General features: G+C 76.2%; 11 protein-coding genes. 8 read left to right on the top strand and 3 right to left on the bottom strand.

The genetic code is table 11. The features are described from left to right. Positions 1–2: 2 nt before the first annotated feature. Positions 3–1,475, bottom strand: a complete 1,473-nt coding sequence (locus tag WCD58_RS15085) for a sugar transferase (protein ID WP_337703869.1) — start codon at positions 1,473–1,475, stop codon at positions 3–5. A 486-nt stretch (positions 1,476–1,961) separates the two neighbouring features. On the opposite strand from WCD58_RS15085, the gene WCD58_RS15080 reads away from it, so the two are divergent. From WCD58_RS15080 to WCD58_RS15055, 6 genes are all read left to right on the top strand, one after another. Then, positions 1,962–2,861 (top strand): DUF559 domain-containing protein, encoded by a 900-nt coding sequence (locus tag WCD58_RS15080; RefSeq protein ID WP_337703868.1) that lies wholly within the window; start codon positions 1,962–1,964, stop codon positions 2,859–2,861. A gap of 116 nt (positions 2,862–2,977) precedes the next feature. Beyond that, positions 2,978–4,177 carry an acyl-CoA dehydrogenase family protein gene (locus tag WCD58_RS15075; protein WP_337703867.1) on the top strand — a complete coding sequence of 400 codons (1,200 nt, stop codon included), beginning with the start codon at positions 2,978–2,980 and terminating at the stop codon, positions 4,175–4,177. Beyond that, positions 4,174–5,283, top strand: coding sequence for an acyl-CoA dehydrogenase family protein (locus tag WCD58_RS15070; RefSeq protein ID WP_337703866.1), 1,110 nt, complete (start codon positions 4,174–4,176; stop codon positions 5,281–5,283). The genes WCD58_RS15075 and WCD58_RS15070 overlap by 4 nt, the downstream gene beginning before the upstream one ends. Positions 5,284–5,315: 32 nt before the next feature. Beyond that, on the top strand, positions 5,316–6,353 hold the full coding sequence (locus WCD58_RS15065) for an SEC-C domain-containing protein (protein ID WP_337703865.1): 1,038 nt from the start codon (positions 5,316–5,318) through the stop codon (positions 6,351–6,353). Positions 6,354–6,412: 59 nt separating this feature from the next. Then, complete coding sequence (locus WCD58_RS15060) at positions 6,413–8,641, top strand: FUSC family protein (RefSeq protein WP_337703864.1); 2,229 nt, start codon at positions 6,413–6,415, stop codon at positions 8,639–8,641. A gap of 189 nt (positions 8,642–8,830) precedes the next feature. Beyond that, positions 8,831–9,067 carry a hypothetical protein gene (locus WCD58_RS15055; RefSeq protein ID WP_337703863.1) on the top strand — a complete coding sequence of 79 codons (237 nt, stop codon included), beginning with the start codon at positions 8,831–8,833 and terminating at the stop codon, positions 9,065–9,067. A 210-nt stretch (positions 9,068–9,277) separates the two neighbouring features. Here the strand turns inward: WCD58_RS15055 and WCD58_RS15050 are convergent, their stop codons facing one another. Next, entirely contained in the window at positions 9,278–10,447 is a 1,170-nt protein-coding gene (locus WCD58_RS15050; RefSeq protein WP_337703862.1) for an erythromycin esterase family protein, read from the bottom strand. 165 nt (positions 10,448–10,612) lie between these two features. Here WCD58_RS15050 and WCD58_RS15045 point away from each other — a divergent pair, with 165 nt between their 5' ends. Both WCD58_RS15045 and WCD58_RS15040 read left to right on the top strand, forming a co-directional pair. Then, positions 10,613–10,879, top strand: coding sequence for a hypothetical protein (locus WCD58_RS15045; protein ID WP_337703861.1), 267 nt, complete (start codon positions 10,613–10,615; stop codon positions 10,877–10,879). A gap of 75 nt (positions 10,880–10,954) precedes the next feature. Continuing rightward, positions 10,955–12,199 (top strand): glycoside hydrolase family 88 protein, encoded by a 1,245-nt coding sequence (locus WCD58_RS15040; RefSeq protein ID WP_337703860.1) that lies wholly within the window; start codon positions 10,955–10,957, stop codon positions 12,197–12,199. Here the strand turns inward: WCD58_RS15040 and WCD58_RS15035 are convergent. Beyond that, on the bottom strand, positions 12,196–14,031 hold the full coding sequence (locus WCD58_RS15035) for a GAF domain-containing protein (RefSeq protein WP_337703859.1): 1,836 nt from the start codon (positions 14,029–14,031) through the stop codon (positions 12,196–12,198). The two genes, WCD58_RS15040 and WCD58_RS15035, sit on opposite strands and share 4 nt — an antisense overlap. Positions 14,032–14,042 lie beyond the last annotated feature (11 nt).

Raw genomic sequence — 14,042 nt, 5'->3', positions numbered from 1 at the left:
TGTCAGTACGCGCCGCGGGCGCTGACGACGGCGGTGACGGTGCGGGCGAGGATCAGCAGGTCGAGGGCGGGCGACCAGTTCTCGACGTAGCGCAGGTCGAGGCGCACGGTGTCCTCCCACGAGAGGTCCGAGCGGCCGCTGACCTGCCAGAGCCCGGTGAGCCCGGGCCGGACGAGCAGCCGCCGGCGGGCGTCCTCGGCGTAGGCGCCGACCTCCTCGGGCAGCGGCGGCCGCGGCCCGACCAGCGACATCGAGCCGCCGAGGACGTTGAACAGCTGCGGGAGCTCGTCGAGCGACCAGCGCCGCAGGACGGTGCCGATCGGGGTGACGCGCGGGTCGGCGCGCAGCTTGAACAGGGGCCCGGCGCCGTCGTGCTCACCCTCGGGGCGGACGCGGTCGGCGCCGACGACCATCGAGCGGAACTTGACCATCGCGAACGGGCGGCCGTCGCGGCCGATCCGGACCTGGCGGTAGAACACCGGGCCGCCGTCGCGGCGCACGAGCACCGCGACGACGACGAACACCGGCGCGAGCAGGGTGACGGCGAGCGCCGCGGCGACGCGGTCGACCACCGCCTTGGCCGCGTGCGGGCCGCCCCGGAACGACGGCGGGCGCAGGCGCAGCAGCGGGAGCCCGTCGACGGGCGCGACGTGCAGCCGCGGCCCGGCGATCTCCATGAGGCCCGGGTCGACGACGAGGTCGACGTCGAGGCCCTCGAGGCGCCAGGCCAGCTCGTGCAGGCGCCGCGGGGTCCAGCCGGGGGACGGGGCGACGGCGACGACCTCGGCGCCGGTGCGGTGGACCTCGGCGGCGACGGCGTCCAGGTCGCCGACGACGGGGACGCCGGCGATGTCCCTGCCCGCCCCGGTGGCGGTGCAGGCGGCGACGACCTCCCAGCCGTGCCCGGGGACGCGGCGGGTGCGGGCGGCGAGGTCGGCGACGGCCGCCGGGGTGCCGACCGCGAGCACGCGGGCGGTGAGGCGGCCCTTCCGGCGCGCGCGGGCGACGCCGAGGCGCAGGGCGATGCGGCCGAGCACCGCGGCCACCCCGGTCGCCGGGACCGCGAGCAGCGCCCAGGCGTGCCCGACCGGGTCCGCGCCGCTCGCGGTGAGCACGAGGGCGAGCAGGGCGATCGCGACGGTCGCGCTGACGGTGCCGCGGGCCAGCCGGGAGAACTCGGTGCTGCCGGCCCCGATCGCGGTGGCGTCCCAGGCGCGGGCGGCGGCGAGGCCGCCCAGCTCGGCGACGACGGTCGCGCCCGCCAGACCCAGGGTCGTGGGGGTCGCGCCGGCGACGGCGAGGGCGCCGCCCGCGACCGCGGTGACCGTGACGGCGTCGAGCACGACCGCCGCGCGCCGCAGGACCCGGCGGTGGCGGTGCCGCGCCGGGCGGTCGGCCACGGCGACCGGCCACCCCCCTGGGGTCGCCGCGGCCCGTCCCGGGACGGACCGCACGACCTCCGCTTCGCTGCTCATCAACACCCCTCCTCGCTCCCGGTGGTCGACGACCCCGGAGGTTCTGGAAGTCGCATCGGGCGAACGAGGGAGGGCGCTACAGCCGGTCGTCGTAACGAGATGCGCTCAGTGCGCTTTCGCGGCGTCCGTTCGGGGTAACAGAACGGCGACACGCGGACACGATGTGGCGTCATCGCGTCGTCCGGATCCGATCCGACGCGCGACCCCCGGAGACGTGTCGCGAGAACCCGCGATCTTCACCCGATGGGGTCGTCGCCACCCGAACCGCGTCATGAGTGCGGTCGTCGCGCGCGGCGACCGACCGGCCCCGCGGAGCCCTGCCCGCGTGATCGGGACAACACCCGTGCGAGTGATCGGCGGACGGTGCGCAGGGTGATCGCTCCGGGTGCTCCGTCGGGGCGATGACGTCGACCCGCAGGAGCACCCGGGGCGATCACGGCGGGAATCCGGGGGATCCGGGGGACGGCGAGCTGCGTCCAACCCGGTATGGACACCGAGACCGACCTCGCCGCCCTCCTCCGCCGCCAGGACGGGGTGGTCAGCCGCGCGCAGGCCCTCGCCTGCGGCCTCTCCCGCGCGGCGATCAAGCACCGCCTGGCCCGCGGGATCTGGACGCTGCTCTGGCCGGGCGTCTACCTGTCCGCGGCACACGCCCTCGGTCCGCGGGCGCGCCTGCGCGCGGCGTCGCTGTGGCTGGGCGGCTCCGCGACCCTGATCGGCGCCGGTGCGGCGTGGTGGTGGCGCCTGCTCGACGAGCCGCCCGAGGTCCTCCGTTTCGCGGTGCCGGCGGATCGCCGCGTCCGTTCCCGCCGCGGCGTCCGGGTGGTGCGACGGGTCGTGCTCGGGCGGCGCAGCACGGTCGACGGCGTCCCAGTGGTGTCGAAGGCCTACGCCGTGGTCGACGCGGCCGCCGAGCTGGGGCTGCGGCGGGGCGCCGAGCTCATGGACCGCGCCCTGCTCGCCGAGCGGGTGACCTTCGAGGCGTTGCTGCGCGCCCACCGCGCGCGTCTCGGCCGGCCGGGCTCGCGCACGGTGGCCCGTCTGCTCGCGCTCGCCGCCGGAGGTGCGCGGTCGGAGGCCGAGCGGCGCCTGCACCAGCTCCTGCGCACGGCGGGTGTCACCGGCTGGAGTGCCGAGTACCGCGTCGTGGTGCCGCGGTACGGCGTGGCCCTGCTCGACGTCGCCTTCCCCGGTGCTCGCGTGCTCGTCGAGGTCGACGGCTGGGCCTACCACCGCGATCTGCCGGCCTTCCGCCGGGACCACGCGCGACAGAACGCACTGGTCCTCGCCGGATGGACGGTGCTGCGGGTGACCTGGCACGACCTCGAGGGCGACCCCGACGCCGTCCTCGCGACGATCACCGAGGCGGTCGCCGCCGCGGCATGATCGGCCCGGGTGCTCCCGCCGGTCGACCACATCGCCCCGACGGAGCACCCGAAGCGATCACGCCCACCGTGCCTCCCGTCTCGACAAGGACGGCCCGACCGACGGAGGGTGCAGGGGTGACGACCACGGACAGCCCTCCGGACGCCGCCGCCCTCGCGCGGCGGGTCGAGGAGTTCCTCGCCGAGCACGACCCATCGACCACCGACTCCGCCGAGTTCCTCCGCGAGCGCTTCGCCGCCGGGCTGGCCTGGGTGCACTACCCGGCCGGTCTCGGGGGGCTCGGCGCCGAGAACGGCCTGCAGACCGCCGTCGACGCCGCCTTCGCACGGGCGGGCGCGCCGGAGAACCGGCCGCGCCTCAACGTCATCGGCCTCGGCATGGCCGCGCCGACGATCCTGCGCTTCGGCGACGACGCGCAGAAGGAGCGCTGGCTGCCGTCGCTGTGGACCGGCGAGGACATCTGGTGCCAGCTGTTCAGCGAGCCCGGCGCGGGATCCGACCTCGCGGGCGTCGGCACCAGCGCCGTCCGCGACGGCGAGGGGTGGGTGCTCAACGGGCAGAAGGTGTGGACCTCCATGGCCCACCACGCCCGCTGGGGCATCCTGCTCGCCCGCACCGACCCCGAGGCGGTCAAGCACCGGGGCCTGTCCTACTTCGTCGTCGACATGACCGCGCCCGGTGTCGAGGTGCGCGGGCTGCGCCAGATCACCGGCGAGGCGGAGTTCAACGAGGTCTTCCTGACCGACGTCCGCGTCCCCGACGACCAGCGCCTCGGCGAGGTCGGCCAGGGCTGGGCCGTCGCGCAGTACACGCTGATGAACGAGCGCGTCGCCATCGGCGGCGGCACGCTCCCGCGCGAGAGCGGGGCCGTCGGCGCGCTGGCGACGCGGTGGCGCGAGCACCCGGAGGCGCACACGCCCGGGCTGCACGACCGCATGCTGCGCCTGTGGGTCCGCACCGAGGCGGCCCGCCTGACCGCCGAGCGCCTCGGCCAGCAGCAGGCCGCCGGCCAGCCCGGCCCCGAGGGCTCCGGCGTGAAGATCACCTACGCCGGGCTCAACCAGGAGTGCTCGAGCCTCGAGCTCGAGCTGCGCGGCGAGGACGGCCTGCGCTACCCCGACTACACCGAGCGCCGCCCCGAGGTCGAGGACTACGGCAGCCGTGACGCCGGCTGGCGCTACCTGCGCTTCCGCGCCAACTCGATCGAGGGCGGCACGTCCGAGATCCTGCGCAACGTCGTCGCCGAGCGCGTGCTCGGCCTGCCCGCCGAGGCCCGCGCCGACAAGGACGTGCCGTGGAAGGACCTGCCCCGATGACCGTGACGACCCCCGAGACCGGCGACCTCCTCTACTCCGACGTCGAGGACGACCTGCGCGCCAGCGTCCGCGCGCTCGTCGACAAGCAGGCGCCCTGGGACGCCGTACTCCGGCGCACCGACACCGACAGTGACGATCCTTCTGGGCCTGTCGACACCGACCTCTGGAAGCGGCTCACCCAGGAGATCGGCGTGGCCGGGCTCGCCGTGCCCGAGGAGCGCGGCGGCGCCGGCGCCTCGTGGCGCGAGGCCGCCGTCGTCGCCGAGGAGCTCGGCCGCGCCGTGGCACCGGTGCCGTTCCTGGGCACCGTCGTCGCCACCGCGCTCCTGGCGGGGACGACCGAGGACGACCTGCTCGCCGCCGTCGCCGCGGGCGAGCGCACCGCCGTGCTCGTCGTCGGCGCCACCCACGGCGCCGGACGGCCGGTGCCGGTCACCGTCGAGCGCCAGGGCGCGGGGGATCTCCTGCAGGGCACCGTCACCGCCGTCGTCGACGCGGTCACCGCCGACGTGCTCCTGGTCCCCGTCGACGGCGGGATCGCGATCGTCGAGGCCGACGGCGACGGCGTCACGCGCACGACGTCCGAGTCGCTGGACATGACCCGGCGCCTCACCGACATCACCTTCGACGGGGCACCCGGCCGCGTCGTGGCCGCCGACGTGGACCACGCCCTGCAGGTCGGCGCCGCGATCCTGGCCTCCGAGCAGCTCGGGCTCGCCGAGCGCTGCCTCGCCGACACCGTCGCCTACCTGCGCGACCGCCACCAGTTCGGCCGCCGGCTCGCGTCCTACCAGGCGCTCAAGCACCGGCTCGCCGACCTCTGGGTCGCGATCACCCAGGCCCGCGCGGTGGCCCGGTACGCGGCGCGGTGTGCCGCGGACGTCTCGCCGGATCTGCCGGTCGCCGCCGCGGTCGCGCAGGCGCACTGCTCCGAGGTCGCCCTGCTCGCCGCCGAGGACGGCCTGCAGCTGCACGGCGGCATCGGGTTCACCTGGGAGCACCCGGCGCACCTGTTCCTCAAGCGCGCCCGCGCCGACGCCCTGGTCCTCGGCTCGGCCGACCACCACCGCTCGGTGCTGGCCGGTCTCGTCGACCTGCCGGCCTGACCGCCGTCGGGAGCGGGGCCTACCGTTGGCTGGTGGCCTCGCTCCTGACGACGACGGACCTCGACGGGCTCGGCGCCGACGCCGTCCGTGCGCGGGATCCGCGCCCGTACGCCGACGAGCTGGTGTCCGCCGTCGACGAGGGGCGGCTCGCGGACCCTGAGGACGCCGGCTACGCGCTGAGCATGGCCGCCGAGGCCCGCGAGCAGGCCGGCGACCACGACCGGGCCGTCGAGCTCTCGGCCCGCTCGGTCGCGGCCGGCGCGGAGACGCTCGACGCGTACTGGATCCGGGGCGGCCACGCCGAGCGCCTGCTGCGCCTCGGGCGCGAGGACGAGGGCATGGCCGAGCTGGCGACGCTGCGTCCCCTGTTGCTCCGCGAGCCGCGCGCGGTGCGGCCGATCAGCGACGCGCTCACCGAGAACGGGCGCGGCGAGATCGCCGAGCAGTGGCTCAGCGCGGCGATGATCACCATGATCGAGCGGGAGGAACGCCTCACCGAAGGGTCCGAGGAGCAGCTCGACGCCGCGGACCTGGTCGACGAGCTGCTCGGGCACCGGCGCACCGTCCGCGCCGACCTCGGGCTCCCGCCCGACGAGTACGACGCCCTCGTCGACGAGATGGACGCCGCGCCGGACCTGGTGTTCCTCCCGGAGGCGGAGCACACCCGGCTCCTCGCCGCCCAGCCGGACCTCGCCGACGAGTTCGGGCGGGACTGGGACGCCCACCGCGCGCTCGTCGAGAGCGAGCTGCAGGCCGCCGACGCCGAGGGCGACGCGCTCGTGGTCGAGGTCGCGACGCCGGCGATGGTCGCCGCGATGCTCGACGACACGAGCGACGCCGACCCCGTCGGCACCGCGCTCGCGTGGCCGCCGGGGCGCAACGACCCGTGCTGGTGCGGGTCGCGCACCAAGTACAAGAAGTGCTGCCTGCCCCGCGGCCGGGTGCCGCGGGAGAGCGCCGCGCCGGAACCGGCCCCGGAGCCGACACCGACCCCGGCCCCGGCCCCGGCGGCGTCGACGTCGGAACGCGTGATCAGGCGCGGCACCGGCTCCCGTCCCCGGGCTCGCTGAGCCGCCGGGTGCACTGGTCGGCCCTGGGCAGCCGGGCGCCGTCACGGCACACTGCGACGATGGCCGGTCGCCGGGGTCTGCGCTGGCTCCTGCGGCGTGACCCGGGGCTCGCCGCGTGCCGCCGGGCGCTGCGCGTCGGCGTCGTCGCCACCGTCGTGTTCATGGTGTGCCGGTACGGCTTCGGCAGCCCGACCGCCGCCACCTACGCGGTGTTCGGGGCGATCGGCTTCGGGGTGCTGTCGCAGGTCGTCGGGACGCCGCGGCAGCGCACGCGCACGCTGATGGGCTGCCTCGTCGTCGGCACGGTCCTGCTCACGATCGGGACGCTGCTCGCCGGCAGCACGGTCATGGCGTCGATCGGGATGCTCGTGGTCGGCGTGTCCGTCGCGTTCATCGCGGTCGGCGGGCCTCGCCTCGCCGGCGTCGCCAACGGCCTGCAGCTCATCTACATCCTGCCGTCGTTCCCGCCGTTCGCCCCGGACACGCTGCCCGCGCGCGTGCTCGGCTTCGTGTTCGGGGTGGGGCTGCTCGCGGTCGCCGACCGCACGCTCTGGCCGCCTCGCCCGGTCGAGACCTACGCCCACCGCGCGGCCGCGGCGGCGCGGGCGCTCGCCACGATGCTCGAGGCCATCGGGGCGGGGAACACGGCCGTGCTCCCCGCACGCCGGGCCGCGGCCGCGCACGCCGCCGACCGGCTGAAGCTGTCGGGCACGCCGTGGGAGGGGCGCCCGACCGGCCCGAGCCTCGAGGACCGCGGGCTCGCCCACCTCGGCGCCGCGCTGCGGGGGGTCCAGGGGCGCGTCGAGGCGCTGCTGTCGGCCAGCGCGGACGCGGTCCCCGTCGACGCCGGGACGACCCTCGGCGAGACCGCGGAGACGCTGCGCCGCACGGCGGACGCGTTGCGCGGGCGGGGCGCGGTGCCCGCCGTCGAGGAGCTCGACGCCGAGCGCGTCGCCTACACCCAGCGTCGCCTCGACGCGATCGCCCTGCTCGACGACGGTGACGACGCGGTCGCGCACGCGCGGGCGGCGGTGGTCGTGGGCCAGACGCTCGCGGCGGCCCGCGTGGTCCTCCAGGCGGCGGAGATCGTCGTGAACCCGCGCGGCTCCTGCTCCCCCGCGGCCGCGGAGCTCTCGTGGTGGGCGACCGCGCCGACCGTGACGCTGTGGTGGCGCCGGGTCCACGCCCACCTCTCCCTGCGGTCGGTGTACCTGCAGAACGCGCTGCGGCTGGGCGTCGGCCTCGCGCTGGCCCGGCTCGTGGCCGGTGCGCTCGACCTCTCCCACGGGTTGTGGGTGCTGCTGGCGACGCTGACGCTCATGCGGACGTCGGTGCTCTCGACGCGCGCCACGCTCGTGCCCGCCGTCGTCGGGACGGCGCTCGGCGCGGTCCTCGCGGGCGTGCTGCTCGCGCTCGCGGGTCCCGACACGGTCGTCTACGCGGTGCTCTTCCCCGTGCTGTGCGTGGTCGCGGTGGCCGCGGGCCAGGTGCTCGGGATGATCGCGGGGCAGGCGAGCTTCACGGTGCTGGTCGCCGTCCTGTTCGCCCAGCTCGCGCCGACGGGCCCGTCGCTCGCGGGGGTGCGGCTCCTCGACGTCGCCGTCGGCGCGGCGGTCGGGATCGGCGTCGGCGCGGCCGTGTGGCCGGCCGGCGGGCACGGCGAGGTCCGCCGCGACGCCGCCCGGTGCCTGCGCGAGACCGCCGCGCTCGTCGCCGCGTCCTCGTCGTGGCTGGCGGGCACCGGCACCCGCGAGGAGGTCGCCGCGCGCCTGAAGCCCGCCGAGCACTGGCTGCTGCTCTTCGAGGCCACGTTCCTGCAGTACCGCTCCGAGCGACGCGCCCGCCACGAGGGCGACGTCGACTGGTTCGTCGTGCTCGGCGTGGTGCACCGCGCCGTCCGCAGCGCGCGGACCTCGCTGGACGACGTCGACCCCGCCGGGCCCTGGCTCCCCGGCCGCTGGCCCGACCTCGTCGACCTCCTGCGCGACGACGCGCACGCCCTCGCCGACGGCTACGCGGATGTCGCCCGCGCGCTGGCCGAGGGCCGCACGCCGGCGGGTGTCCTGGCGATCCCCGCCGACTTCGTCGACCGCGCCTTCCGCGCGCTCGCCGCCGCGCCGGGCCGGCGCGAGCACCCGCACGAGACGGCCCGGCTCGCGGACGCGTGGGGCCGGCTGGGCTGGCTCGCCGACGACCTGGCCGCGCTGGGCGTCGTGCTCACCCCGGTGAGCGCGTCCCCGCCCGCGGCCACCCGGTCCCTCCGGCGCCGGCGGCCCCTTCCCGCGTGAGGGGTCAGCTGCTCTCGTCCACCGCGGCGCTCTCGTCCTCCTGGTCGAGGCGGGCGCGACGCTGCTGCTCGCGGGTGCTGTAGGCCGCGGCGCGCACGTCCTCGGGCGCCGCCGTTCAATCTCCGCACGCGGCGTGATCGATCGCGAGCGAAGTGCAACGTTCAACGGCCGGGAAGCGACAAGACGGGCATGGCCCTGTCTCCGCCCCCGTCGCGGCTGCCGCGCGACCACTTCGTCGACACCCCCACGGTGTCGCTCGAGATCCCCCGGGCGCGGCAGGGCGGGCGGTGGGTGGACCCCCCGGCGTCGCCCACTCCGCCGCCGGCACCCCCGCGGTCGACCCTCGCCCTCGCCCTCGCGGCGCTCGTGCTCGTGTGCCTCGTCGTGGCGGGCCTGGTGCTGGTGCTCGTCGTCAGCGGCCTCTGACGCGGACGGGCCGAGCCGCCGCCCCGGGCCGCGTCCGCACACCGTCGGCGCCCGAGGACCGAGGCTCTTCCACCGAGACGCTTCGATGTCCGAAGCAATCTCACGAAAGCGACCGGACCCTCCCGCGCGCCCGCGCGGCGCCCCGTCCGCGGATCACGGGCGTCCTCATGCACCTCGCCGACACGCTCAGGTGGATGACGTCGCCCGTGATCACTCCGAGGGCCCCGGCGCCCCGCTCACCGACTGCGTCGGCAGGCACAACACCGCGTCGTAGCCGGCGGCGACGTCGACGGGGATGTGGGTCGTCGCGTGCCGGATGCTGCCCGGCCCCGGCAGGCCCCGGGCCGCGCGCAGGTCGAGCAGTACCGGGTCCGCGCCGAGCCCGGCGTCCGCGACCGCCTGCTCGACGCTGTCGGGCGCGGGCTCGCCCAGCGGCTCGGACGAGAGCACGATGCCGTGGCGCGCGGTGTCGTCGAGGGCGAGCCCCGTCGTCGAGCCGGCGAGCGCCGTGAGCCCGAGGACGACGTAGTCGTCACCCAGGGACTCGGCGAGCAGCGTGCCCGTCGACGGCGCGCTCACCCCGGGCAGGAAGGTGAACGGGACGCGCTGGGCGTGCCCGTTGTGCAGGAGCAGCACGATCCGTTCGCCGGAGCGGCGCAGGAAGTGCACGGTCTCGGCCATGTACGCGTCGCGCGACGACACCACCCGCGACGGCGGGTCCGGCGCGAACAGCACCGCGAACTCGCGCAGCTGCTCGTCGAGCCGCAGGGCCCCGAGCGCGAGGTGCCGGGCGAGGTCGTCACCCGAGGCCCGCAGCAGCAGCCGCGCCAGCGCGGTCGTCGCGGCGTCCTGGGTCGCGGTGTCCAGCGCCGACCACCGCCCGGGCGCGAGGCCGTTGTTCGCCGACGCGTAGGGCGCGGTCGCCTCCCGGGCGCGGTCGACGACGTCGGCGGGGACGAGCTCGCGCAGCCGCCGCAGCGCCGCGTCCGGCGAACCGCCCGAGCCCGGGACGTCCAGCCCGGAGAAGCGCACCGGCCCCGGGTGCGCCCGCAGCTCCTCCAGCAGCGAGCGCATCTCGGCGTGGTCGCCGGCGCGGAAGGTGAAGCCGTCGCGGGCCAGGTCGTCCCAGGCCCCCGGGCCGCCCTGCACCCAGTCGTCGACCAGCGAGCCCTCGGCGAACCCGGACTCCAGCGCGACGACCCGGAACCCCCGCTCGCGGACCAGGTGGAGCGCGAGCCGCGCGCGGAGCTCGCCGAACTCGCGGATGCCGTGGTTGTTCTCGCCGATCGCGACGACCCGCGCGTCACCGATGACGGCGTCGACCACGGACTCGATCACGGAGTCGACGGGCAGCACACGCACGGCGTCGGGGAGCGTCACGCCCCCCAGCTTTCCGTGCACGTCGATCGCTTTCCGGCCACCTGGACGTCCAGGTTTCAACCGTTCGGGTGGCGTGGCGCACCGCCGATAACGACGGGGCTCTGAGCTGCGACGACCATGCAGCACGTCCCATCGGGGGAACGTCGGGGATCGTCGGGGGAAATCATGAGCGTTCTGGCTGCCGTCGGTGCGGTGGGCATCGGTGCCGGTGCCTGGGTGGTCACGCCGCTGGTGAGCATGGCTCGCCGGGGCACGCGCGACCAGCAGGCCGTCGACGCGTGGCGCGAGGAGGCCGACCGCGCCGCCGCCGTGCAGCGCGCCCGCCGCCGCTCCGCGATCGTCGCGAGCATCCCCATGCAGCGCAGCCGCAGCGTGGACGCGCCGGCCGGGGCCGAGGCCCCGCAGCAGCGCCGCTCGCCCCTCGCGAGCTGAGCCTCCGCCTGTTGTTAGCGTCCCGCGCCTGACCGGCCCGTTCGAGCCGGTCGGAGCGACCGGGGGGGTTCGCCCATGGCGTCACGCAGGACCTGGATCGTCGTCGCGCTGGTGGCCGCCGTGGCGGCGGGGTGCAGCTCACCACCGCCGCCCGCGGCGCAGCCCGAGCCGGCCGCCGAGGCCCGTGACGCGCGCGCCGCGGCCCCGGCGGACGGGAACGTCCTCGCCTTCGCCGACGCCCAGCTCGCCGCCACGGCCGACACGCTGGCGCCGCCGGCCTACCCGGTCCGCACGAACCCGGACGGGACGTGGCTGACCAAGGAGGCCGACGACTGGACCGCCGGCTTCCTGCCCGCGGCCCTCTGGCGGGTCTACGAGCGCACCCGGGACCCGGTGTGGCGTGAGCGCGCCGAGCGCTGGCAGGCACCCTTGGCGCCGGAGACCACGCACGACGACACCGACCTCGGCTTCAAGATGTTCATGACGTTCGCGGTCGACCACGAGCTCACCGGCGACGAGGGCGCGAAGCAGACCGCGCTCGCCGCCGCGGACACGCTCGCGTCCCGGTTCAACCCCACCGTCGGCATGATCCGCGTCTGGGACGACCGCGACGACGAGGAGAAGTACCAGGTCAACATCGACGCGATGATGAACCTGGAGCTCCTGTACTGGGCCGCGCAGAACGGGCGCCCGCAGTACGCCGACATCGCGAACCGCCACGCCGACCGCACGATGCGCGACCTCGTGCGCCCCGACGGCAGCACGTCGATGTTCGGCGGCTACGACCAGCGCACCGGCGCCCTGCAGCGCACGTACACGATGCAGGGGTTCCGCGACGACTCGACGTGGGGGCGCGGGCAGGCGTGGGCGGCCTACGGGTTCGCCATGGCCTACCGCTACACGCAGAACCCGGCCTACCTCGAGACCGCGCACCGCACCGCCGACTGGTTCCTCGGCCACCTGCCCCCGGACCGCGTCCCGTACTGGGACTTCGACGTCCCGCAGGCGCCGCCCGAGCCGCGCGACACCTCGGCCGCGGCGATCACCGCGAGCGCCCTGCTGGCGATGAACGAGCTGGACGCCGACCCGGCGAAGAAGTCCGCCGACGTCGACGGCGCCCGCGGCATGCTCGCGTCGCTGTCGACGCCCGCCTACCTGGCACGCGACACCCCGTTCCGCTCGATCCTGCTCCACGGCACGCAGAACCTGCCCGAGGGCCAGGCCGACTCGGGGATCATGTTCGGCGACTACTACTTCGTCGAGGCCCTGAACCGCTGGGAGCGTCAGGTCGGGCCGTCGGCGCAGCTGACCGCCAGCTAGCCGCGGAACCACCCGGCGAGCTCGAGGATCTGGAACGCCACGCGCGCGGTGAGCAGGGTGTCCAGCGCCGCCGGGTCCCGCCCGGTGATCTCGCGGATGCGCCCGAGGCGGTAGCGCACGGTGTTCTCGTGGACGCCGAGGTCGGACGCCGCGCGCTGCACGCGCGCCTCCGCCGCGAGGAACGCGCGCCAGGTCGGGAGCAGCGCCCCGTCGGCGCCGTCGTGGTCGCGCACGGGGCGGACGAGCTCGTCGGCGAACCGCACGGCCTCCTTGACCCGCCCGCTCGACACGACCACCCGGAACAGGCCCAGCTCGTCGACCGTCACCACCCGGCGCGACCAGCCGAACGACCGCGCCAGCTCCTCGATCTCGCGCAGCTCGCGGTGGGCGCGCGGGAACTCCTCGGGCTCGCGGCACACCGCCGAGACCACCGCGCCGCGGATGCGCACGCGCAGCACGAGGGCGTCGGCGACCGCGGCGACGTGGGCGCGCACCTCGTCGGGCGTCGACACCTCGCCGAGCCGCACCAGCACGACCACCGCGCCGGGCAGCGTCGTCGCGGGCGGCTCGTCGGTGCCCAGGCGCCGGGCGAGGTCGCCGACGACGAGGCGGCGCGCGACCGAGGCGTGCGGGTGGCCCTCCCCGCTCTCCACCGTCAGCCGCACGAGGACGTGGGGCTCGGTGAGGTCGACGCCGAACGGCAGGCCCCGGCGCGCGAGCTGGGTGACGTCGCGGTGGTTGTTGAGCAGGTCGGAGAGGAAGTCGTCGCGGGCCTGGCCCTCGGCCTCGATCTGGCGCCGCTCGGAGAGCACCTGCAGCGCGAGGACGGTGGCGCCGCGCTCGGCGAGCTTGGTGTCGAGGTCGCCGAGCGCGCGCCCGGCCTCGACGACGACGAGGTAACCGCTCGGGCGGCCCTCCACGATCAGGCGGCAGACGACGTGCCGGCGGCCCAGCCCCGTCGGCGACGACGGCTCGAGCACCGTGCTCGGCCGCGCCGCGGAGAGCTCGGTGAGCGCCGTGCGCAGCGCGGGCCGGTCCCGCGCGCGCTCCCCGATCGCCGGCGGGCCGGTGCGCAGGGCGCTCGGCGCGGTCCAGGTCAGGACGGCGAAGTCCTCGTCGAGCAGGGCGACCGGGGCGGCGGCGAGGTCGCTCAGCAGCTCGACGACCGCGCGGATGTCGGCGCCCTCGAGCACCGCGCCGGTCAGCCGCGCGTGGACGTCGGCGAGGAACTCGAGCATGCGCTTCTGCCGGTCGAGCTCCTCGGCCTGCGCGGCGAGCCGCGCGGCCTGCAGCGCCTGGCGGATGACCAGCGCCGCGAGGCCCCCGAACAGCTCGCCGAGGGAGATCTCGTCGTCGGTGTAGGTGTGGTCGCGGGCGACGTTGTCGACGAAGATCAGCCCGATGACGTCGCCGTCGAACACCAGCGGCACGCCGAGCATCGCCCGCACACCCCAGTGCTCCATGGTGCGGCGGTGCGGGCGCGGGTCGTTGGCGACGTCGGTGATGAGCACCGGCGCGGCGCTGCGGATGACCTCGCGGCTGAAGGCGTCACCGGGGATGCCGGCCTCCTGGGCCTGCACCGCCGCGCTGATGTTGCCGTCGTCGCCGCACCAGCCCGCGGCGCCGCGGAACCGCCCGTCGTCCTGGCGCAGGTAGACCGAGCAGCGGCCGACGCCGAGCAGCAGGCAGAGCTTCTGCCCGACGAGCGCGAGGAGGTCCTCGAGGCGGGTGGCGGTGATGGCCTCGGTGGTGATGTCGGCGAAGGCGGCGATGACCTCGCGCTCCCGGGGGCCGTCGTGGGCGTCCGGGCGCGCGACGGCGAGACCACCCATGCCGGTACCGC

Origin of the sequence: Actinomycetospora flava (assembly GCF_037400335.1) — a bacterium.
GTDB lineage: Bacteria > Actinomycetota > Actinomycetes > Mycobacteriales > Pseudonocardiaceae > Actinomycetospora > Actinomycetospora flava.
The sequence above is the reverse complement of the archived record's forward strand: the minus strand, read 5'-3'. Positions and strand labels throughout refer to the sequence as shown.